Annotated in this window: 23 protein-coding genes, 1 tRNA gene and 1 pseudogene; 19 read left to right on the plus strand and 6 right to left on the minus strand. The window is 64.9% G+C overall.

The features are described from left to right. Nucleotides 1–215: 215 nt before the first annotated feature. A tRNA-Ser gene (locus tag KO516_RS10285) sits at nucleotides 216–305 on the minus strand. A 224-nt stretch (nucleotides 306–529) separates the two neighbouring features. Here KO516_RS10285 and KO516_RS24545 point away from each other — a divergent pair. Continuing rightward, nucleotides 530–658, plus strand: coding sequence for a hypothetical protein (locus KO516_RS24545; protein WP_256444177.1), 129 nt, complete (start codon nucleotides 530–532; stop codon nucleotides 656–658). 288 nt (nucleotides 659–946) lie between these two features. Continuing rightward, nucleotides 947–1,462 (plus strand): DUF2478 domain-containing protein, encoded by a 516-nt coding sequence (locus KO516_RS10290; RefSeq protein ID WP_216003700.1) that lies wholly within the window; start codon nucleotides 947–949, stop codon nucleotides 1,460–1,462. An 84-nt stretch (nucleotides 1,463–1,546) separates the two neighbouring features. On the opposite strand, the gene KO516_RS10295 is transcribed toward KO516_RS10290, so the two are convergent. Continuing rightward, nucleotides 1,547–1,879 carry a helix-turn-helix transcriptional regulator gene (locus KO516_RS10295; RefSeq protein WP_216003701.1) on the minus strand — a complete coding sequence of 111 codons (333 nt, stop codon included), beginning with the start codon at nucleotides 1,877–1,879 and terminating at the stop codon, nucleotides 1,547–1,549. Between the two features lie 361 nt (nucleotides 1,880–2,240). Here KO516_RS10295 and KO516_RS24740 point away from each other — a divergent pair. The 10 genes and pseudogenes from KO516_RS24740 to KO516_RS10340 all read left to right on the plus strand — a co-directional run. Beyond that, nucleotides 2,241–2,516 (plus strand): annotated as a pseudogene (locus tag KO516_RS24740) (succinylglutamate desuccinylase/aspartoacylase family protein); the annotation flags it as partial. A 193-nt stretch (nucleotides 2,517–2,709) separates the two neighbouring features. Beyond that, the gene (gene arsB, locus KO516_RS10300; protein WP_216003702.1) at nucleotides 2,710–3,762 is read left to right on the plus strand and encodes an ACR3 family arsenite efflux transporter; all 1,053 of its coding nucleotides are present in this window, start codon (nucleotides 2,710–2,712) and stop codon (nucleotides 3,760–3,762) included. After that, nucleotides 3,759–4,040: a hypothetical protein gene (locus KO516_RS10305; protein ID WP_216003703.1), complete on the plus strand. Its 282-nt coding sequence runs from the start codon at nucleotides 3,759–3,761 to the stop codon at nucleotides 4,038–4,040. Before arsB ends, KO516_RS10305 begins: the two co-directional genes overlap by 4 nt. Then, entirely contained in the window at nucleotides 4,037–4,753 is a 717-nt protein-coding gene (gene arsH / locus KO516_RS10310; RefSeq protein WP_216003704.1) for an arsenical resistance protein ArsH, read from the plus strand. Before KO516_RS10305 ends, arsH begins: the two co-directional genes overlap by 4 nt. Before the next feature lie 64 nt (nucleotides 4,754–4,817). Continuing rightward, complete coding sequence (locus KO516_RS10315; RefSeq protein ID WP_216003705.1) at nucleotides 4,818–5,135, plus strand: helix-turn-helix transcriptional regulator; 318 nt, start codon at nucleotides 4,818–4,820, stop codon at nucleotides 5,133–5,135. Nucleotides 5,136–5,199: 64 nt separating this feature from the next. Next, nucleotides 5,200–6,390, plus strand: a complete 1,191-nt coding sequence (locus KO516_RS10320; protein WP_216003706.1) for an MFS transporter — start codon at nucleotides 5,200–5,202, stop codon at nucleotides 6,388–6,390. An 83-nt stretch (nucleotides 6,391–6,473) separates the two neighbouring features. Further along, on the plus strand, nucleotides 6,474–6,764 hold the full coding sequence (locus KO516_RS10325) for a metalloregulator ArsR/SmtB family transcription factor (protein WP_216003707.1): 291 nt from the start codon (nucleotides 6,474–6,476) through the stop codon (nucleotides 6,762–6,764). Continuing rightward, complete coding sequence (locus KO516_RS10330) at nucleotides 6,761–7,819, plus strand: permease (RefSeq protein ID WP_216003708.1); 1,059 nt, start codon at nucleotides 6,761–6,763, stop codon at nucleotides 7,817–7,819. Before KO516_RS10325 ends, KO516_RS10330 begins: the two co-directional genes overlap by 4 nt. Nucleotides 7,820–7,831: 12 nt before the next feature. After that, nucleotides 7,832–8,068 carry a thioredoxin family protein gene (locus KO516_RS10335; protein WP_216003709.1) on the plus strand — a complete coding sequence of 79 codons (237 nt, stop codon included), beginning with the start codon at nucleotides 7,832–7,834 and terminating at the stop codon, nucleotides 8,066–8,068. Between the two features lie 91 nt (nucleotides 8,069–8,159). Beyond that, the gene (locus KO516_RS10340; RefSeq protein ID WP_216003710.1) at nucleotides 8,160–8,564 is read left to right on the plus strand and encodes an OsmC family protein; all 405 of its coding nucleotides are present in this window, start codon (nucleotides 8,160–8,162) and stop codon (nucleotides 8,562–8,564) included. A gap of 188 nt (nucleotides 8,565–8,752) precedes the next feature. Here the strand turns inward: KO516_RS10340 and KO516_RS10345 are convergent, their stop codons facing one another. Beyond that, complete coding sequence (locus KO516_RS10345; RefSeq protein WP_216003711.1) at nucleotides 8,753–9,772, minus strand: 1-aminocyclopropane-1-carboxylate deaminase; 1,020 nt, start codon at nucleotides 9,770–9,772, stop codon at nucleotides 8,753–8,755. Nucleotides 9,773–9,927: 155 nt separating this feature from the next. On the opposite strand from KO516_RS10345, the gene KO516_RS10350 reads away from it, so the two are divergent. From KO516_RS10350 to KO516_RS10370, 5 genes are all read left to right on the plus strand, one after another. Beyond that, complete coding sequence (locus tag KO516_RS10350; protein ID WP_216003712.1) at nucleotides 9,928–10,389, plus strand: Lrp/AsnC family transcriptional regulator; 462 nt, start codon at nucleotides 9,928–9,930, stop codon at nucleotides 10,387–10,389. 177 nt (nucleotides 10,390–10,566) lie between these two features. Continuing rightward, complete coding sequence (locus tag KO516_RS10355) at nucleotides 10,567–11,025, plus strand: (2Fe-2S)-binding protein (RefSeq protein WP_216003713.1); 459 nt, start codon at nucleotides 10,567–10,569, stop codon at nucleotides 11,023–11,025. Between the two features lie 3 nt (nucleotides 11,026–11,028). Further along, nucleotides 11,029–13,191 (plus strand): xanthine dehydrogenase family protein molybdopterin-binding subunit, encoded by a 2,163-nt coding sequence (locus KO516_RS10360; protein WP_216003714.1) that lies wholly within the window; start codon nucleotides 11,029–11,031, stop codon nucleotides 13,189–13,191. A 3-nt stretch (nucleotides 13,192–13,194) separates the two neighbouring features. Next, complete coding sequence (locus KO516_RS10365; RefSeq protein WP_216003715.1) at nucleotides 13,195–13,791, plus strand: Isoquinoline 1-oxidoreductase subunit; 597 nt, start codon at nucleotides 13,195–13,197, stop codon at nucleotides 13,789–13,791. 206 nt (nucleotides 13,792–13,997) lie between these two features. Then, nucleotides 13,998–14,912, plus strand: a complete 915-nt coding sequence (locus tag KO516_RS10370) for an AEC family transporter (protein WP_216003716.1) — start codon at nucleotides 13,998–14,000, stop codon at nucleotides 14,910–14,912. 9 nt (nucleotides 14,913–14,921) lie between these two features. Here the strand turns inward: KO516_RS10370 and KO516_RS10375 are convergent, their stop codons facing one another. The 3 genes from KO516_RS10375 to rocF all read right to left on the minus strand — a co-directional run bounded on the left by KO516_RS10375 (nucleotide 14,922) and on the right by rocF (nucleotide 18,754). Beyond that, the gene (locus tag KO516_RS10375) at nucleotides 14,922–16,211 is read right to left on the minus strand and encodes a sorbosone dehydrogenase family protein (protein ID WP_216003717.1); all 1,290 of its coding nucleotides are present in this window, start codon (nucleotides 16,209–16,211) and stop codon (nucleotides 14,922–14,924) included. A 74-nt stretch (nucleotides 16,212–16,285) separates the two neighbouring features. Next, nucleotides 16,286–17,608 carry an NtaA/DmoA family FMN-dependent monooxygenase gene (locus KO516_RS10380; RefSeq protein ID WP_216003718.1) on the minus strand — a complete coding sequence of 441 codons (1,323 nt, stop codon included), beginning with the start codon at nucleotides 17,606–17,608 and terminating at the stop codon, nucleotides 16,286–16,288. Nucleotides 17,609–17,824: 216 nt separating this feature from the next. After that, entirely contained in the window at nucleotides 17,825–18,754 is a 930-nt protein-coding gene (gene rocF, locus KO516_RS10385; protein WP_216003719.1) for an arginase, read from the minus strand. A 426-nt stretch (nucleotides 18,755–19,180) separates the two neighbouring features. On the opposite strand from rocF, the gene repA reads away from it, so the two are divergent. Both repA and repB read left to right on the plus strand, forming a co-directional pair. Then, complete coding sequence (gene repA, locus KO516_RS10390) at nucleotides 19,181–20,383, plus strand: plasmid partitioning protein RepA (RefSeq protein ID WP_216003720.1); 1,203 nt, start codon at nucleotides 19,181–19,183, stop codon at nucleotides 20,381–20,383. Beyond that, on the plus strand, nucleotides 20,383–21,327 hold the full coding sequence (repB, locus tag KO516_RS10395; RefSeq protein ID WP_216003721.1) for a plasmid partitioning protein RepB: 945 nt from the start codon (nucleotides 20,383–20,385) through the stop codon (nucleotides 21,325–21,327). Before repA ends, repB begins: the two co-directional genes overlap by 1 nt. Nucleotides 21,328–21,422 lie beyond the last annotated feature (95 nt).

Below are 21,422 nucleotides of genomic sequence, written 5' to 3' on the forward strand. Positions count from 1 at the left end.
TGAATCCTGACCCTAGGCCGAGGGTGCGGACGAGATTCTTGGCCAGTTTGCCGGAGGTGTAGGCCATCGGACGTACCACCTTTCATACCACGGAACGAACAGAACCGAGCACAATCGAAGTGAACCGAACGCAACCAACGAACGAGAATAAGCGCATAATTCCATATACTTATACGCTATCAAGCGCCCCAAGGCCATTCAATGAAAATGGTAGGTGGCGGAGACGAAGGGATTCGAACCCTCGAGACCCTTCCGGGCCTACTCCCTTAGCAGGGGAGCGCCTTCGACCACTCGGCCACGTCTCCGTCGACGCGTATAGCCAAGGGAACATGGGGGTTACAAGGCTATTCTGCCTGTCTCCGAAAAAAACTCTGTCCCAGCAAAAACCTGTTCAAAGTGCACTGAAAGGTAGGGAACGGCACCGAATTTGGACAAGGTCGGAGGTGGTTCTGGAAATCTGAACAGCCGGGATAGGTGGATTTTCCGCGCAACAGCAGCATGATGCTGCGAGCGACGAAAAGACAATGGCATGACGATCACGCCGGACCACAACCCGGCATTCAAGTCGAAAGTGGCGGTGGCCGCTATCAAGTTGGAGAAAATCTTGGTCGAACTGGCGCAGGATGTCGAGCTGCACGCGAACCAGATCAAGCAGTAGCGTGATCAGCTTCCTCAGGGCGCGACCGGCGTGTTTGGTGATGAATGGCCAAGAGGCACGGTTTCGGCGGATATCACGCGGGAAACGCACTCGCACAGCTCACCGATGTTGGAGGGCGTATAAAGCCCATTTGTCTACTCCGGACGGGGTCCCGTTACCGAAGTCCTGAGCCTAAAACTTACATCCGAGGCGCAGCGGGCGTATCGGCGGCCCCGAACCGAGGAAATCTGTTTGCGGCGCCGCCGCGCCCAAGCCACCATGGCGGGCACAAGGCAACGGGAGGCATCGATGCTGGGATATGTGACAGCCGACGGCGCAGGACAGGCGGACCGGCTGATCGCCGCTGCGGCGCAGGCGCTTGGCGCACAAGGCGTGCGGCTGGCAGGCGCGGTACAGGTGAACCTCGACCGCGGGGCAGAGCACAAATGCGCCATGGATCTGCACATCCTGCCGGGCGCGGATGTGGTGCGCATCAGTCAGGATCTTGGCAGCCAGTCGCAGGGCTGCCGGCTGGATCCCGACGGGCTGGAACGCGCGGCGGGCCTTGCACGGGCGGCGCTGGATCGCGGGGCCGACCTGTTCATCGTCAACAAGTTCGGCAAACAGGAAGCCGAAGGGCGCGGCTTTCGCCCGCTGATCAACGAGGCGCTGTCTTGCGGCATTCCAGTTCTTGTCGCCGTAAGCGGCGGCCATCTCGCCGCGTTCGAGGCCTATGCCGACGGTCTTGGCACCGCGCTGACACCGGATCTTGCGTCATTGCTGAACTGGGCCGAAGCGCTGATCCCCAGCGCGGTCCGCGCCTGACGGCGTGGTTTGGCGACGGACCGACCGCGTCAATCGCTGTCTGCATCTGGCCTCGGGCAACGGGCGTGATTGCCCGGCGAAACCCTATGCGCGCGGGTCCAGCAGGCACAGAACCTCCGAGCAGTTCTCGATCCGCCCTTCGCAGCAATCCGCCAGCAAAAAGGTGATCAACGCGCTGACCGCGGACAGGTTGGCCGCGTAGTGGATTTCGCGCTGGTGCCGGGTCGCGGTCAGGAGGCCTGAGCGCTTCAGAATCCCCAGATGGCCCGACAGGGTCGAGGGCACGATGTTCAACCGCCGCGAGATCTCCAGCACTGGCAGCCCGTCCGGGCCGACCCGTATCAACAGCCGGAACACCGCGATCCGCGAGGGTTGGGCAAGGGCTGCAAAAGCATCGATGGCGGTGTCTTGATCCATATTTCGTCAATGCCCGAATTAACGAAGCTTGACAAGCTCCGAAACGTGACTTAGCCCGGACTGAATTCGGTGATTGCCGAAATGACGACGATACACCAACCGCAAGGACGACGCGCGAGGGGGCAGGCACGGCTGGCGATCAGGCGACACCCCCGCTGCGCCGGATCGAAGACCGCCCTTCGCGGCGGCATGAAACCCGCATCAGGAGGCCGACATGTCGGGCACGCAGATCACCTCCGAAATCGACCTGAGCGCACAGGCGGGATATCTGCTTGTGCCGCATTGCGTGCAGCGTTCGGCCTATGGCTGGATCCCAGTGCCAGTGGCGACGATCCCTAGCAGCAACGGGTTGATCGTGGTGATGCTCAGCGGGGTTCATGGCGATGGATATGCAGCGCAGATCTCCCTGCCCCGGCTGGCGCGCGACATGTCGCCAGAGCAGATCCGCGGGCACATCCTCCTGTTGGCGATGACAAACCTGCCCGCCGCGCATGCCGGGCTGCGGGTCTCGCCGCTGGACGATGGCAATCTGAACCGGCTGTTTCTCGGAGATGCTTCGGGCACGCCCACGGACATGATCGCCGACTACCCCGAAAACACCCTGCTGCCGATGGCCGATTACCTGATCGTTCTGCACCCGGGTGGCACGCCGTTGTTCTATCCCGCCACGCTGCTGGGCGCGGTGGTCGGGATGGCCGCCATTCTCGGCGTCAAGATGCCGATAAGGGACGCATTCTGGCAACCGTCATCACCGGCGGCAACACCGCCCCTGCCCGCTTTGCCGAGCTGCTCGGCAACCCCGTCACGCCTCAGAAACAGGACATTTGACCATGACCGATACACCCAATTCCGGCTCAGACGCCATGGGCGCGTTCGAGCGCTACCTGACGCTATGGGTCGCCCTTGCGATGATCGCCGGCATCGTGATCGGGACCGTCGCGCCGGGGCTGGTGTCCGCCATCGCCAGCGCCGAGATTGCCTCGATCAACCTTGTCGTCGCGGTGCTGATCTGGGCCATGGTCTATCCGATGATGGTCAGCGTCGATTTCGGCGCGGTAAAGGGCGTGGCCCGGCAACCCAAGGGGCTGATCGTCACGCTGGCGGTGAACTGGCTGATCAAGCCATTCACCATGGCCTTTCTTGCGGTGCTGTTCTTTGATCATGTGTTTGCCCCCTTCATCGCGCCCGAAGATGCCGCGCAATACATCGCCGGGCTGATCCTGCTCGGGGCCGCGCCCTGTACCGCGATGGTGTTCGTCTGGTCGCAACTGACCCGGGGCGATGCGACCTACACGCTGGTGCAGGTGTCGGTGAACGATCTGATCATGGTTGTCGCCTTCGCGCCGATCGTGGCGTTTCTTCTGGGCGTCACAGATATCGTCGTGCCGTGGGAAACGCTGGCGCTGGCCACCGTGCTTTATGTGGTTCTGCCGCTGCTGGCCGGGCTGGCCACCCGCCGCGTGCTGCGCAGCGCCGAGCGGATCGAGGCATACACCGCCCGCGTCAAGCCGTGGTCGGTGGTCGGCCTGATCCTGACCGTGGCGATCCTGTTCGGCCTGCAGGGCGAAACGATCCTGCAACACCCCTTTTTGATCGCGCTGATCGCGGTGCCGATCGTCATCCAGTCTTACGGCATCTTCGCGCTGGCCTATGGCGCGGCCTATGTCATGCGCGTGCCGCACCGCATCGCGGCGCCCTGCGCGATGATCGGCACCTCGAATTTCTTCGAGCTGGCCGTCGCCGTCGCCATCAGCCTGTTCGGCCTGAATTCCGGCGCGGCGCTGGCAACGGTGGTCGGGGTGCTGGTCGAGGTGCCGGTGATGCTCTCGCTCGTCGCCTTCGCCAACCGCACCCGCGCCCGCTTCCCCGAGACATCCGCATGACCTTTGATTTCGGCGCAGTCATCGACCGGCGACAGGTGCATCCGAAGGTGCCGGGGCAGGACGGCGCGGGGCTGTTTGCCGCCAGCGTCGCCGACATGGATTTCCGCCCGCCCCCGCCGGTGATGCAGGCGCTGGCGGAGCGCCTCGCGCATGGGGTGGTCGGCTATGAACCCGTGCCGGATGGGCTGATAGCAGCGCCGCGCTGCCGACCCGGCCGGACACCCGGCCCAGATGCACGACAGCACCATGATCCAGACCGAAAAAGGAACCCGAAATGAGTGACACGCCAAATCTGGACGAGGCCCATTTCCGCCCCATCGAGGCCGACCGGCTTGGGGCCTGCGATCCGGCGGCAAACCCGCCGAAGATCCTGCTGCTGTACGGCTCGCTGCGCGAGCGCTCGTTCAGCCGCCTGCTGAGCGAAGAGGCCGCCCGGGTGCTGACCCGCTTTGGCGCGCAGACCCGCTTCTTCAACCCCTCGGGCCTGCCGCTGCCGGATGATGCCGAAGCCAGCCACCCAAAGGTGCAGGAATTGCGCGATCTGGTCACATGGAGCGATGGCATGGTCTGGTGTTCTCCGGAACGCCACGGCGCGATGACCGGCATCATGAAGGCGCAGATCGACTGGATCCCGCTGTCGCTGGGGGCGGTGCGCCCAACGCAAGGCAAGACGCTGGCGCTGATGCAGGTCAGCGGCGGCTCGCAAAGCTTCAACACCGTCAACCAGATGCGCATCCTCGGGCGCTGGATGCGGCTGATCACCATCCCCAACCAGTCCTCGACGCCCAAGGCGTTCCTTGAATTCGGAGAGGATGACCGGATGATGCCCTCGCCCTATTACGACCGGATGGTCGATGTGATGGAAGAGTTGATGAAATTCACCGTTCTGACCCGGGAACGGTCCGATTACCTCGTGGACCGCTATAGCGAGCGCAAGGAAACCGGCGAGGCGCTGATCGCGCGCGTCAACGCCAAAGCCGCCGGGATATAGGGATTTGCCAAGGGCGCGGCAAAGAATCCTTCTAAATAACCGGATTTCTGGTTATTTAGGGGGCATGACCCTCAGCAGCCCCCATGCCCGCGCCTTTGCCGCCCTTGGCCACGATGCCCGCCTGTCGATCTTTCGTCTGCTGGTAAAGGCCGGCGATCAGGGATTGCGGGTTGGCGATATTGGCCAGCATCTGGATCTTGCGCCCTCGACGCTGGCCCATCACCTGTCGACGCTGGTCAGCGCCGGGCTGGTCTTGCAGGATAAACAGGGGCGCGAGGTGTTCAACAAGGTCGATTATCCGGCGATGCTGCGCGTGCAAGCGTTCCTGTCCGAAGAATGCTGCACCGGCGTCGCGCTGCGCCCGGGGCAGGATGCCGCATGAGCGCGCCGCGCCGGTCCTATTGCCCCGGCCTGGCTGTTGCGCCCCTGGCATCCGGCCTGACACGATGACAGAGACGATCACCCTTGCCCCGGCGCCGCGATGGCCGGTGATCTCTGCGCTTGGCGTGGTGATGATCTTTACCTGGGGCAGCACCTATTACCTGATGGCCGTGCTCGCGGCGCCGATCGCGCAGGACACCGGCTGGAGCCTTGAGGCGATCACCGGCGCGCTGTCGGCCGGGTTGCTGACGGCGGGCCTTGCCTCGCCCGCCACCGGGCGCGCCATCGCCGCTTATGGCGGGCGGCCGGTTCTGGCCTTTGGCTGCCTGTTGATTGCCATCGGCCTGTTGATCGTTGCGGCGGCAACGCAGATCTGGATATTCTGGGCTGGCTGGCTGGTGCTGGGGTTCGGCATGGCGGCGGGGCTTTACGATCCGGCCTTTGCCGCGCTGGGGCGGCTTTATGGCCTCGATGCCCGGAGCGCGATCACGCAGCTGACCCTTTGGGGCGGGTTTGCCAGCACGCTGTGCTGGCCGCTGTCGACCCTGTTGCTTGACACTTGGGGCTGGCGGGGCGTGGCGGTGGCCTATGCGGTGATCCATCTTTGCGGCACCCTGCCGCTGATCCTGCTGGCCATTCCCGCAGCCCCTGCCAGAGCCAGCCGCGACCACAGGCACAGCGCCCGGCTGCCAGATCTGAGCCGCAAAGAGCGCCGGATCTTTGCCCTGATGGCCGCAATGCTGATCCTCAATGGGCTGGTGGTCGTCACCATCGCGACATGGCTGTTCACCTTCCTTCAGGCCGAGGGCGTGAGCCTTGCGACGGCGGTTGCCCTTGGCACGTTGATCGGGCCGGCGCAGGTCGGCGCGCGGGTGCTGGAGATGGCCGGGCGCGGGCGCCATCACCCGATCTGGACCTTGGCTGCGGCAACGATCGCCATTGCCGTCGGCCTGTGTCTGCTGGCGCTGGATCATCAGCTCGCTGGCGCGGCGCTGGTGATTTTCGGCGGCGGCAACGGGCTGTTTTCCATCGCGCGAGGGTCTTTTCCGCTGAGCGTTTTCGGGGCCGAGCGCTATCCGGCCCTCATGGGGCGTCTGGCGCGCCCATCGCTTGTCGCGCAGGCCGTGGCCCCGATGCTGGGGGCATGGATGATCGGCTGGTCGAGCCCGCAGGAAACGCTGATGCTCACCGCTGCGCTGGCGCTGGCGAATATCGCATTGCTGGCGATGATGTGGGGCGCGCTGCGGCAGAAATAATTCTGCCCGCACCCTCGCTGGTTGATCAGGATCAAGGCCCGCGACCTCTTTATATGCGCAAATGCGCATATAAAGGAGCGCCCATGATTGTCCCGACCCTCTGTGCCCTCGCCGAACCGACACGCCTCGCCGCCATACGGCGGCTCCGGGATGGGCAAGAGCATTGTGTCTGCGAATTGATGGATGCCCTTGGCGCCACCCAAAGTCGGATGTCGCGTCATATGCAGGTTCTGAAACAGGCCGGGCTGGTGGTGGACCGGCGCGATGCGCAATGGGTCCGCTACCGGTTGAACCCGGCTCTCAGCCCGGAACTTGCAAGCATGCTCGACGCGATTCTGATCGCGCAGGACAGTCTTGAAAGGAAAGCCGCATGAGCGCCGAAACACATGCCCCGATGTCCCGTCACAAAGCGCCCGACTGGCTCTGGTACGTGGGCGTGCCCGCGATTGGCGCTGCCCTGTATCTGCTCTACGGTCAGCTCAGCCCGATCGCCGAATGGATCACATCCTTGTTTCCGGTGGCGCGCGACAGCCATAGCGGCGAGGCGATTGCCTTTTTTGCCTATGACGTGCCCAAGGTGCTGCTGCTGCTGACCGGCATCGTCTTTGTCACCGGCGTTCTGCGCAGCTGGTTCAGCCCGGAAAAGACCCGCGCCATTCTTGCCGGCAAGAACGCGGTCTGGGGCTATCCGCTGGCCTCGTTTCTGGGCGTGCTGACGCCGTTCTGTTCGTGTTCTTCGGTGCCCTTGTTCATTGGCTTCGTCTCGGCGGGGATTCCGCTGGGCGTGACGTTTTCGTTTCTGATCGCCGGGCCGATGGTCGGGCCGGTGGGCCTTGGGCTGCTGTATGGTCTGGTCGGCTGGCAGATCGCGACGATCTATCTGGTGTTCGGCTTTACCATCGCCAACGTGGCCGGGTTCGTTCTTGGGCGGCTTGGGTTGGAACGGTATCTGCAGGACTGGGTGCGCGAGTTGAACGCCGGCCCCGTGGGCGATTTTCCCGAAGAGCGGCTGACGCTGGTGGACCGCCTGAAGATCGGTCTGGAGCAGGTGCGCGAGATCGTCGGCAAGGTCTGGATCTGGGTGCTCGCGGGCATCGGCATCGGCGCGGTGATCCATGGCTATGTGCCCGAAGCGGTGATGCTGCGGATCATGGGCGACGACGCATGGTGGTCGGTGCCCGCCGCCGTCGTCGTGGGGGTGCCGATGTATACCAATGCGGCCGGTGTCATTCCCATCGTCGAGGCGCTTCTGGACAAGGGCGCGGCCCTTGGCACGACGCTGGCCTTCATGATGTCGGTGATCGCCCTGAGCCTGCCCGAGATGATCATCCTCAAACAGGTGCTGAAACTCCGCCTCATCGCGATTTTCATTGCCGTCGTGGCGGCTGGCATTCTGGCCACCGGCTATCTGTTCAACATCCTGCTCTGAAAGGTCTCTGCGATGAAAACCGTCAAAATCTACGGCCCGGGCTGCAAACGCTGCGAGGCCACCGAAGCCATGGTCAGGGACACGGCCGCCCGGCTGGGCGTGAAGGTCACGGTGGAAAAGATCTCTGATGCGAAATCCATCGCCATGGCGGGCGTGATGTCCACGCCGGGGGTTTCGGTCGATGGCAAGCTGGTCCACGCGGGCGGATTGCCGGATGCGGCAAAGCTCGAAACCTGGCTGAGCGCATAAACCGCGCCCTGCCCTGCCGGTGCGCCCCTCCGGCGGTTGCCGCTGCGCGGCGCGCTGGCAGGGCGGCCTTGCAACAGATGGAATGGGACCGATGCTTGAGTATCACGTCACCGCACGGCGGCTCGACAGCCACGGCTCTGAGGCCGAGGCCAAGCAGGCGCGGATCGTGCTCGACACTGACATGGCGGGCAGAGCCGACGCCTTCAACCCGGCCGAGATGCTGCTGGCCAGCCTTGCGGCCTGTCTTCTGAAGGGGGCCGAGCGGGTGACCCCGATGCTGGCATTCGACATGCGCGGCATCGAGATCAGCCTGCACGGCACCCGGCAGGACAGCCCGCCAAAGATGCTGCGCATTGCCTATGACATCGTCGTGGAGACCGACGAGAGCGACCAGCGCCTTGCCCTGCTGCACCGCAACCTGCGCAAATACGGCACGATCTCCAACACGCTGGCCGAGGCAACCGAGCTTGTCGGCACGATCCGGCGCAAGGCCTGACGCAAGCGAGGCGCCATCACCAGTGCCCGCGTCTGTAAGCCGGAAAATGTCGTGGCGGCCCCCGCCCCTGATCCGATCCCCCTGCACACAGCGGGTGTCGGCGCGGCTCATCCCCTGCGGGATGCTCATCCGGGGCACGCAGGGGAATTGGCTGGGCCGCCCGGCGGATCGTGGGCGGCGACGCTAAGTCAGCCGTCTTTGTAATGATAGCTGTAGCCGTTCAGCGCGGGCGCACCGCCAAGATGGGCATAAAGAACTCTGGACCCTTCGGGAAAGACCCCTTTCCTCGTCAGGTCGATCATGCCCTGCATGGATTTGCCTTCATAGACCGGGTCGGTGATCATCGCCTCGGTGCGCGCGGCAAGTCGGATAGCCTCGTTGGTATCGGTTGAGGGCACGCCATAGGCGGGATAGGCATAGTCGGGGTTGATGACGATTTCATCCTCGCGCAGCGCGCGCCCCAGCCCGACCAGCTCGGCGGTTCTGTCGACGATGCCGCGCAGCTGCGCCCGGGTCTGATCCGGGGTGCCAGAGGCGTCGATGCCGATGACCCGATCGGCGCGATCCTGCGCCGCAAAGCCAACGATCATCCCGCCTTGCGTCGAGCCGGTGACCACGCAGACCACGATATAGTCGAACTGAAAGCCAAGCTCCTGTTCCTGCTCGGCGACCTCTTCGGCGAACCCGACATAGCCAAGCGCGCCGAACTTGTGCACCGACGCCCCCGCCGGGATCGCATAGGGCTTGCCCCCGGCCTCGCGGACCGACTGGATCGCGTCTTCCCAGCTTTTGCGAATGCCGATATCGAACCCGTCATCGACGAGACGGCTGTCCGCGCCCATCAGCCGGGTCATCTGGATATTGCCGACCCGGTCATAGACCGCATCATGATGCGGCACCCAGCTTTCCTGAATCACCACGCATTTCATCCCCAGCTTGGCCGCCGTCGCCGCCACCATGCGGGTGTGGTTGGATTGCACCCCACCGATGGAAACCAGCGTGTCGGCCCCCTCGGCGATGGCATCGGGCACGATATATTCCAGCTTGCGCAGCTTGTTGCCGCCCATCGCCAGCCCGGAATTGCAGTCTTCGCGCTTGGCGTAGATCTCGACCTTACCGCCAAGCGCCTCGGTCAGGCGCGGCAGGTGTTCGATCGGCGTCTTGCCGTAGGTGAGCGGGTAGCGTGCGAATGGTTCAAGCATCGACATCGGGCGTCTCCAAAATGGGTGTCTGCCCTGACGGTAGCGAAAACCTCTGGAAAGGTGCTTCCAAACTTGCCCGATTATTTGCGCATCTGTATGGATTACAGGTTACGCAATCGCCTAAATTCGCAAAACTAGCATAAAAAACGGAAGATTCTTTCATGGGCGATCTGGACCGAATCGACATCAATATCCTGCGGGCCCTGCAAAGCGACGGTCGTCTGAGCAATGCCGATCTGGCGGCGCGGGTGAATGTCAGCCCGGCCACCTGTCATCGCCGGACCCAGCGGCTGTTCGAAGACGGGTTCATCACCGGCGTCCACGCCCAGATCGCGCCAGAGCCGGTCAACCTTGGATCGGTCGTCATGGTTGGCGTGGTTCTCGATCGCTCGACGCCGGAAAGCTTTGCGGCCTTCGAACAGGCGGTGATCGGGATGAAAGAGGTGCTTGATTGCAACCTCGTGGCGGGCGATTTCGACTACCTGCTGAAGATCCGCGTTCGGGACATGTCTGATTTCAACAAGCTGCACGGCAAGCAACTGATCGCCTTGCCGGGCGTGCGGCAGACCAGAACGTTTTTCGTAATGAAGGAGGTCAAGGACAACGCCCCCTTGCCGTTCTGACACGCCGCTACAAATCTAGGCCTCCGCGCCCGAAAACCACCCTGCGCCAGAGCGGCCTGCACTTGCGGGCAGCGCGCCATGCGGCCAGCCGCCCTTCTGCGATCTATAGACACTGCGACAAAACGTCCTACCTGCCCCTGCAAGCCCAGCAAAGACGCAGATCCAACGGAGGACCGCATGGCCAGGTTCGAACTCAACGGCAAAGAGGTGACGGTCGACGTCCCCGATGACACCCCCCTGCTTTGGGTGCTGCGGGACGAGTTGAAGATGACCGGCACAAAATTCGGCTGCGGCGTGGCGCAATGCGGGGCCTGTACAGTGATGCTCGACGGCATGACCCGGCGCAGCTGCGTCACCCCCATCGGCACCATCGACGGCAGCTCTGTCACCACCATCGAAGGCATCGACGGCCCCGAGGCGCAGGCCGTTCAGGCGGCGTGGGAAAATCTCGACGTGCCGCAATGCGGCTGGTGCCAGTCCGGGCAGGTGATGAGTGCCACTGCGCTGCTGCTCGAAATTCCGAAGCCCAGCGACGAAGATATCGACAACGCCATGGCCGGCAACATCTGCCGCTGCGCCACTTATGTGCGCATTCGCAAGGCGATCCATGACGCCGCCGACACGCTGGAGGGTTGAGCCATGACCAAGATGAACCGCAGAGGGTTTCTGGCCTCTTCCGCCGGGCTGGTGATCGGCCTGTCGCTGCCCATTGCCGCCCGCGCCCAGTCGGGCGCCGCCGCCGCGCTGTCCGGCGGGGCCACGGGGGATGCCAGCTTTGCGCCCAACGCCTTTGTGCGGGTGGCGCCCGATGACACCGTCACGGTGATGATCAAGCATATCGAATTCGGTCAGGGGCCCTATACCGGCCTGTCCACCCTCGTTGCCGAGGAAATGGATGCCGACTGGTCGCAGATGCGCGCCGAGGCTGCCCCCGCCAACAACGCGCTCTACAAGAACCTTGCCTTTGGCTTGCAGGGCACCGGCGGGTCGACCGCCATGGCCAACAGCTACATGCAGATGCGCAAGGCCGGGGCGGCGGCACGGGCGATGCTGGTGGCTGCCGCTGCCGCCGACTGGGGCGTCGATGCGTCGGAAATCACCGTTTCAAAGGGCGTTGTCCGCCACGGCGACAAGACCGCCAGTTTCGGCGCGCTGGCCAATGCCGCCGCGCAGCTGACCCCGCCCGAGGACCCGCCTGTCAAGACCGCCGATCAGTTCGTGCTGATCGGCACCGATCTGCCCAAGCTCGACACCGCCGCCAAGACCAATGGCACCGCGACCTTTACCATGGATCTGTACCGCGACGGCATGCAGACCGTCACCGTCGCCCACCCGCCGAATTTCGGCGGAACCGTCGCGTCCTTCGATGCGGCAGAGGCGCTGAAGCTGCCCGGCGTCAGCGCCGTGCAGCAGATCCCGCAGGGCATCGCGGTTTACGCAGCCTCGACCTATGCGGCGATCAAGGGGCGCAACGCGCTGCGCATCGACTGGGATGACAGCAACGCCGAGACCCGATCGAGCGATGAAATCTACGCCGCCTTTTCCGAAATCGCCGCCGAGGGGGGCAAGGATGCCGAACTGATCGGCAATGGCGCGACCGGTATCGACGGCGCGGCGCAGATCATCGAGGCAGAGTTCCGCTTTCCCTATCTTGCCCACGCCCCGATGGAGCCGCTCGACGGGGTGATCGAACTGCGCGAGGACGGGGTCGAGGTCTGGATGGGCTCGCAATTCCCGGCGCTCGACCTGCCCGCCGTGGCGGGGGTGCTGGGCCTTGATGCCTCGGCCGTGACGGTGAACGTGATGCTGGCGGGCGGCAGCTTTGGCCGGCGCGCGCAGGACACCGCCCATTTCGCCGCCGAGCTGGCCGAGGTCGCCAAGGCAGGCGGACCGGGCACCTATAAACTGGTCTGGACCCGCGAAGACGATCTGGCGGGCGGCTATTACCGCCCCCTGACCGTACACCGCATGCGCGCCGGGCTGGCCGAAGACGGCACGCTGCTGGGCTGGGAAGACGTCATCGCCAACCAGTCGATCATGGCGGGCGGCCCGATGGCGCAGATGATGCAGGACGGCATGGACCCGACCGCCTATGAGGGCGCGACCAAGATGCCCTATGATCTGCGCCATGCGCGCATCGGCTGGGCGCAGGTGGACAGCCCGGTGTCGGTGCTGTGGTGGCGCTCGGTCGGGCATTCGCACACCGGCTACGCCACCGAGGTGTTTCTGGACATGGTGCTGGAGGCGCAGGGCAAAGACCCGGTGCAGGGGCGGCTAGAGCTGATGAAACCCGAGGCGGGGCGCGATCGCGCGGCGCTGGAAAAGGTGGCGCAGATGGCGGGCTGGGATGGAACCAAGGTCAGGGATGGCAAGGGCTACGGCGTCGCGCTGCATGAAAGCTTTGAGACCTATGTCGCCCAGATCGCCGAGGTCGAGGATCGCGGCGGCATGCCGCACGTCACCCGCGTCTGGTGCGCCGTCGATTGCGGCGTGGCGGTCAATCCCAACGTGATCCGCGCGCAGATGGAAGGCGGCATCGGCTTTGGCATCGGCAGCGTGCTGTTCGACGAGATCACGCTGGCACCGGGCGGCACGGTGATGCAGTCGAATTTCGACACGTACCGCATGTTGCGCATTCACGAGATGCCCGACGTGATGGTCGAGATCATCGCCTCGGACGCCGATCCCACCGGCGTTGGCGAGCCGGGCCTGCCGCCCATCGGCCCGGCCATCGCCAATGCATGGCGCGCCCTGAGCGGCACCAATGTCACCACCCTGCCCTTCGCCAAAGCCGGAGTCTGAGCCATGAAGAAGATCCTGATCGCGGCGCTGCTTTGCGGTGCGCCCGCGCTTGCCGACACGGTGGACGGGCTGCGCACCCCCGATGAATTCGCCGGCATCGAGTCCGAGGCCGACCGCTCGGTCGCGCTGTTCGAGGAAATGCTGGTGGTGATCGAACACCCGCGCTGCATGAATTGCCACCCGGTCGACAATTCGCCCCGGCAAGGCATGCAGATGCAGATGCACCAGCCCCCCGTGGTGCGCGGCGTGGCGGATTTCGGCGCGCCGGGGATGCGCTGCACCACCTGCCATGGCTCCGAGAACGTCGCCTTTGCAACCGGAAGCGGCTCGATCCCCGGTCATTCGCCGTGGCAGCTGGCCCCGCTCAGCATGGGCTGGATCGGCAAGAGCGCGGCCGAGATCTGCGCCCAGCTCAAAGACCCCGAACGCAACGGCGGCAAGACCCTTGCGGATCTGCACGAGCACAACGCCGAAGACGGGCTGGTCGGCTGGGGCTGGCATCCGGGCGACGGGCGCGAGCCGGTGCCCGGCACGCAAGAGATATTCGGACAACTGACGCAGGCATGGATCGACACCGGCGCCGCCTGCCCGGCGGGCTGACCCCGCAGCATCCCCCCTTGCCCAAGCCAATGCCACGCCTTGGGCAAGGCTGTTCTTCGCGCTATGCCTCTGGACGGTCAGGCGCGTCTGACCCTTGAAGGCGGGCCGCGCGCGTTGATCCTGATTTGCCCGGATCGGCGGCTGGTTCCGGCGGGCTTTGCGCGCTATGGCTGAGCGACGCATCGCTGCAAAGGACAGTCAGCCGCATGTTATTCCTCACGATCTGGCCGCTCTTCGCGTTGATCTGCCTTGGCTTTGCACTGGCCGCGCGCGGCTTTCCGGCAGAGACGTTCTGGCCCGCCGCCGAACGGCTCAACTATTTCGTGCTGTTCCCGGCGCTGCTGGTGTCGAGCCTTGCCAATGCCCCGGTAAACGATCCGGCGCTGCTGCGCCTTGGGGGGGCGGCGATCGCCACGATCTGCGCCGCCGCCGCGCTGCTGTGGGGGCTGCGCCTGCTGCGCCCCCTGCCCGCCGCGCGCTTTGGCCCGGCGCTTCAGGGCATCGTGCGGTTCAACACCTATCTGGCGCTGTCGCTGCTGGCGCTGCTGGGCGGGCCGGACGCGCTTGAGCGGGCGGCGATCTATCTTGCGCTGGCGGTGCCGCTGGTCAACGTGCTGTCGATCCTTGCGCTGAGCGAGGGCAGCGCCGCGCGCCAACCGCTGCGCCTTGCGGCGACGATGCTACGCAATCCGCTGATCCTTGCCTGCCTTGTCGGCTTTGCGCTGGCGTTGAGCGGCATCGGGCTGCCATTGGGCACGCAAAGCCTGCTGAAACTGCTGGGTCAGGGCAGCCTGCCGCTGGGGCTACTCTGCGTTGGCGCGGCGCTGAACCTGCCGGCGCTGCGGCGCAATCTGTCGGCGCTCGCCGGGGCGGGGGCCGCACGGCTGTTGCTGATGCCGGGGCTGGCGGCAATCGTTGGCCATGCCTTTGCCCTGCCCCGGACCGAACTTCTGGTGTTGATCGTGTTTTCTGCCGTGCCCACCGCGCCAACCGCTTACGTGCTGACCCGGCAGTTGCGCGGCGATGGGCCGCTGATGGCCGGGATCGTCACCGCCCAGACCCTTGCGGCGCTGGCCAGCCTGCCGCTGGTGCTTTGGCTGGTCAGGGCCTTGGCGGGATAAGCCGGGGCGCTAGGCCCCGCTCACCCGCCAGATGACATCCCCGACATCGTCGGCCATCAGCAGCGAGGCCTTGTCCGGCCCGATGGTGACGCCGACAGGGCGGCCATAGGCGGTCTTTTCGTCTTCCGACAGGAAGCCGGACAGGATGTCGCGCGCCGGCCCGCTGGGGGCACCGTTTTCGAAGGGCACAAAGATCAGCTTGTAGCCGCTTAGCTTCGAGCGGTTCCACGACCCGTGCTGGCCAATCACCATGCCATCCCCGAACCCCGGCAAGGTGCCCGCTGGCATCCAGCACAGCCCGAGCGACGCGGTGTGCCCGCCAAGCGCATAATCGGGGGTGATGGCGCGCGCCACCAGCGCAGCGTCCTGCGGCACCCGGTCATCGACCGTCTGGCCCCAGTAGCAATAGGGCCAGCCGTAAAAGCCGCCCTCCTGCACCGAGGTCAGGTAGTCGGGCGGCGTTTCGTCGCCCAGCCCGTCGCGTTCATTGACCACCGTCCAGAGCGCGCCGGTGGTCGGCTCCCACGCCATGCCGACGGCGTTGCGCAGCCCCGAGGCAAAGATCCGCGCCTCGCCGCTTGCCACGTCCAGCTCCCAGATCGCGGCGCGGCCCTCTTCGGCCTCCATCCCGTGATCGCCGATATTCGACAGCGATCCGACCCCGGCATAGATCCGGCTGCCATCGGGCGAGGCCAGCAGGCTGCGCGTCCAGTGGCCGCCCGGTTTGAAATCCACCAGCTTGCGCCCGCTGCCCTGCAACGAGGTCGCCCCCGCAACATGGTCGAACTCTACGATGCCGTCGGTGTTGCCAAGGTAAAATTTATCCCCCACCAGCGCCATGCCAAAGGGCTGGCTCTGGTTCTCGACAAAGACCTCGCGCTGCTCGGCCACGCCATCGCCATCGGCGTCGCGCCACAGGCTGACGCGGTTGGCGCTGACCCCGATGGCCTTGACGCGGCGCATGGTCGCCTGCGCCGCGTGATCCATCAGCTTGCGCGGCGGGCGGGCCTCTCCCTTGGATTCAGCCACCAGAACATCGCCATTGGGCAAGACCTCGATCCAGCGCGGATGGTCCAGCCCGCTGGCAAAAGCGTTGACCTTCAGCCCCGGCGCGCAGGTCGGGACATGGCCGTCTTCCCAGCCTTTGGCGGTGGGCATCTTCAGCGTCATGATGCCCTGTTTGCGGGCCTCGGGGATTTGCGGGGCCGTGCCCACGGCCTGATGGGCGGGTGCGCCAATGCGGCGGGCAAGCGCCACGGCGCCGCCCACCAATGCGGTCGCTTTCGCAATAAGTTCCATGTCTGGCCTCCGGTGATATCTGGCGCGACCGTAACGGGTCTGGTTTGCCCGCAACAGGGCAATCTTCTGCCCGCCTAGAAGGCCAGAAGATTGTCGCGCAGCGTGGCGTGTTCGTAGTTTTTGCGCACCAGCCCGCGGCGCTGCAAGGCTGGCACCAGCCCATCGGTGATCCCCGCCAGCGAGCGGCGCGACAGATCGCCCAGCGTGATCAGGAAGCCATCGCCGCCAGCGGTCTGCATCACCTCTTGCATCTGCGCGGCGACGCTGTCGGGCGTGCCGACCAGATCGACGCCATAGCCCTTGCTGGCGGTATCGAGCACCGCTTCGCGCAGCGTCCGCGCCCCCGCCCGTTCAAGGAACTGCTTCAGACTGCTCTGGTGGCCGTTGGTTGTCAGCTCGCCCACCGGCTGGTCGAGATCGAATTCCGAAAAGTCGATGTTGATGGTCCAGCCCAGCCGGGCAAGGCGCATATCCATGTTCTGTTCGGCCTCGATCCGGCGTTGGTCGGCCTTCCAGCGGGCCATCTCCTCGGTTTCCTCGACGATGGGCGAGATCAGGAACAGCACCTTGCAGCTGTCCGGGTCGCGCCCGTTCTGCACCATCTGCGCGCGGACCTGATCGCGATAGGCGCGCATGTTCTCGGCCCCGTGGGGCGCGGCGACGATGGTATCGGCATGGCGCGCCGCAAATTCGATGCCCATCTTCGAGCCGCCCGCCTGCGCGATGACCGGGCGCTCCTGCACTGTCGGGCCGGAATTGAGCGGCCCGCGCGAGGCATAGTATTCACCCTGAAAATCGATGGTGTTGACCTTGGCCGGATCGAACAGCTGGCCCTGATCCTCGCCCGGCACCAGCCCGCCGACCTGCGCGCCCGGCGCCCAGCTGCCCCAGAGCCCCTTGACGATCTGCGCGTATTCCTCGGCCATGACATAGCGCTGATCATGTTCGGGCATCGCCGGCATGCCGAAATTCTGCGCCGCGAAATCCGAAGATCCGGTGACCATGTTCCACCCGGCCCGCCCGCCGGAAATCTGGTCGAGCGTGCCGGTGATGCGCGCCGTCAGATAAGGGTGATAGGCAAAGGTCGACAGTGTCGGCACGATCCCCAGCCGCGAGGTGGCCGCCGCCAGCAGCGTCGCCACCACCGAGGGTTCCTGACGCGGGATGCACAGCCCGGTTTTCAGGAACAGATCGCGCGAGCCCTGCCAGTTCTCGCCCACATAGATCGAATCCTCGATCAACAGGTAATCGAAACAGGCCCGTTCCAGCCCCTGCGCCAGCTCTTTGAAAAAGCTGGCGCTCTGCCAGTCCTGCCCGATGGTGCCGATGAAGGGCGCGCCCCAGGCATGGACGCTGGATCCCTGCAGGAAATACGACAGGTGAAACGGGTTCGGCATGGTCAATCCTTTGCGGCAAGGCGATCCGGGGGCTGCGCCCGCGCAATCATCCACAGTTGGGTGATCGCGAATGGGCGGACCAGCCAGACCGGGCGCGAAAAACCTTGATCCTGCAAATATCACCGATGCGAAAATTCGCAGATCCGACAATCTGCGCCGATTTCCTGTGCAGCTCGCAAATCCGGGGCCGACCAGCGCCCGCCCCGGCGCGGTTGTTCAGAAGGAACTGCGCGTCATCCGGTCCAGCACGCGGCGACCAAACAGGCTTGCGGTGAGATCGCAGAGCAGCTTGGCGGTCTTGCCGCGCTCGTCAAGGAACGGGTTCAGCTCGACCAGATCCAGCGAGGTGACAAGGCCGCTGTCGCAAAGCGTCTCCATGATCAGATGCGCCTCGCGGAAAGTGGCGCCGCCGGGCACCGTGGTGCCGACGGCAGGCGCGATTGCAGGGTCGAGGAAATCCACGTCGAACGAGACGTGCAGCATCGCCCTCGCGGCCTGCACCCGCGCCAGAAAGGCGCGCAGCGGCACCAGCACGCCGGTCTCGTCGATGGCGCGCATGTCATGCACCTCGAGCCCGATTTCGGTGATGCGCGCGCGCTCGGCGCCATCGACCGAGCGAATGCCCATCATGCAGACGTTGCGCGGATCGACAGCGGCCTGCAGCGGCGGATAGCCCTCGCACCCCGGCTGGCCGGTGAAATAGGCCACCGGCGTGCCGTGCAGATTGCCGCTTTGCGAGGTTTCAAGCGTGTGCAGATCGGGATGCGCGTCAAGCCAGAGCACGAACAGCGGGCGCCCCTGATCCTGCGCGCGCCGCGCCATGGCCGGAACGGTTCCCGCCGACAACGAATGATCGCCGCCCATGAAGATCGGCAGATCGCCCGCCTGCCCCGCGTCATAGGCCGCCTGCGTCAAGACCTCGATCCAGGCGGAGGTTTCCGCCAGATGGTGCAGCGCCGGGTTGGCATGGGCCTGCGGCTCTTGCGGGGCGATGCTGACATCGCCCAGATCGTTGACCTGCCATCCAAGCGCGGCCAGATCCTCGGCGAGCCCGGCGGTGCGCAGGCTGGCCGGCCCCATCAGGCAGCCACGTTGCGATGCGCCGGTCTCGATCGGCGCGCCAAGAAGGGCACAGGTCTGGGACATTGGAGGGTTCCTTGTTCTTTGCTTCGCCGGGGCCGTCAGCCCTGAGACATGGATGCACGGCGGGGCCGCATGGGTAAAGGTGCCGATCACCGGTTTCGCGCGCCGCCCGCCGGGAATCATCCACAGGGCGGATCGGGCTGTTGCGGCCCAAGCTGACCGGGCGATTGCCTGCGGGCCAAACTGGGCGCCGGGGCGTCAAAATCGGGCAGAATCGCGGTTTTTCCATGGAATACAACCGGCTATCCGACGGCGCAAAGCCATTGCCTAAGCTTTCGTTCGATCCTGCGACCGCTTGGGATCAAGAAAATTGTTGTGGATCCAACTCTTGCGTGCAATTAACTTTATCGACGCAAAAACGCGCCAGACGCGCCGTTACGCGTCGACATGAAGACGGTCCGACAAGAGGCCACAAGAGGCAAGAGCAGCATGACCTCGACCGAGACGAATATCGGCGGAAATTCCGTCGCCCATTCGATTTCCGCGAACGCCGAGCGCCTGTCTCTGGCGCTCAATGATCACATGCGCAACAGCTTCCGGCCCGAAAGCCGCAAGACCCTGCGCCGGTTCAGCGCCGCCGAAGTGTCCGAGCTGACCGGCATCAGCATGTCGAACCTGCGCACCCGGCATCAGGATGGCGATTTCCCCGAGGTCGAGACCGACAGCCGCGGCCGCCGCTCTTATACCGCCGAAGAGATCGACCAGATCCGTCATATCATGGCCCGCACCGGTCGCAACGGCGACACCTACCTGCCGGGCCGCCGCGATGGCGACAAGATGCAGATCATCAGCATCGTGAATTTCAAGGGCGGCTCGTCGAAAACCACCAGCGCGATCCATCTTGCGCAGCGCTATGCCCTGCGTGGATATCGCGTTCTGGCACTAGATATGGACCCGCAGGCCAGCCTGACCACCATGTTTGGGTACCGGCCCGAAATCGAATTCGCCGAGGGCGGCACGATCTACGACGCGCTGCGCTACGAAGACCCCCTGCCCCTGAGCGAGATCATCCGCAAAACCTATTTCCACAAGCTCGATCTGGCCCCCGCCGGGCTGATGCTGTCGGAATACGAGACCGAAACCGCCTATGCGCTGCAACATCGCATCGAGCCGCCGTTTACCCAGCGGCTCGCCGTCGCGCTGGACGAGATCGAAGACGACTACGACCTCGTGATCATCGACTGCCCGCCGCAGCTGGGCTTTACCACCATGTCGGCGCTGCTGGCCTCGACCGGGCTGCTGATCACTGTGGTGCCCTCGATGCTCGACGTCGCCTCGATGGCGCAGTTCCTCGAAATGGCGGGCGAGACGATTCGCGCGCTCGAAGACGCGGCCGGGACGATCGATTGGGATTTTCTAAAGTTTCTCGTTGCACGCTACGAGCCGACCGATGTGCCGCAATCGCAGATGGCCGGGTTCCTGCGCTCGATCCTGCTCGACCAAGTGCTCAACGCGCCGATGCTGAAATCCACCGCGATTTCGGATGCGGGCATGACGCAACAGACGATCTACGAAATCGACCCCGGGCAGGTTGTCCGCAAGACGCTTGAGCGCATTCTCGAAAGCGTCAACGGGGTCGCCGATGAATTCGAGGCCACGATTCAGGCCGCATGGGGACGGGGTACCGACTGATGGCACGACGCAACCTGTTTCAGCCCCCTCCCCCGCCGAGCGATCAGCCCGCCCCGGCAAAGCCGCGCTTTCCCGAGACCGGCACCATGAGCGGCGTGCGCTCGACGCTCAAGGATCTGTCGAGCAATGCCGTGCGTGAACTCGACCCCGATTTGATCGACGATGGTGGCCCCAGTGACCGGCTTGCCTTTGGCGAGGCCGAGGTCGATGCGCTGGCCGCGTCGATCCGCGCCCATGGCCAGCAGGTGCCGATCATGGTGCGCCCGCTGCCCGATCAGCCCGGACGATTCCGCGTGGTCTATGGACGGCGGCGTCTGCGGGCGTTGCGGGGGCTGGGACTCAAGGCCAAGGCGCTGGTCCGCTCGCTCTCCGACGAAGAGGCGATTCTTGCGCAAGGCCATGAGAACAGCCAGCGGCTTGACCCGTCCTTCATCGAAAAGGCGCTGTTCATCCGCGAGCTGTCCGATGCGGGCTATGCGCCGGAGATCGTGATGGATGCGCTGGCCGTCGACAAGCCGATGCTGTCGCGCATGAACAAGGTGGCGCGGCATATTCCGGCGGCGGTCATCCAGCAGGTCGGCCCGGCGCATGGCATTGGCCGGCGGCGCTGGGAAGACATGGCGGATGCGGTGCGCGATGGCGACATCGACCTTGTCGCGCTGACCGCGCCGATGCCCTTCGACACGGTCGCATCTTCGGATGCGCGTTTTGAAATGCTCGCAGCTGCCGTGGCAGGGCGCCAACAGAAACCGCCGCGCGCCTCGGGCGCAACCCCCGTCATCCACAGCGATGGCACCAGAATCGCCGAGCTTCGCAGCACCGCCCGTGCCCTGACGCTGAAGCTATCGCGCAGCGATGCGCCGGGCTTTGCCGATTGGCTCGAAGCCAATGCCGAGGACGAGTTGTCGCGGCTGTATGACATCTGGTCGTCGCAGCGCGACTGACCGGACATTCCCAAGAAACCCAGAAAAGGAGCACGACGCAGCCCGGAAAAGAAAGAGCCCCCCAAAGTTTCCCTTGGAGAGCCCGATCTGTGCTT

The organism is Citreicella sp. C3M06, from assembly GCF_018860705.1.
Taxonomy (GTDB): domain Bacteria; phylum Pseudomonadota; class Alphaproteobacteria; order Rhodobacterales; family Rhodobacteraceae; genus Salipiger.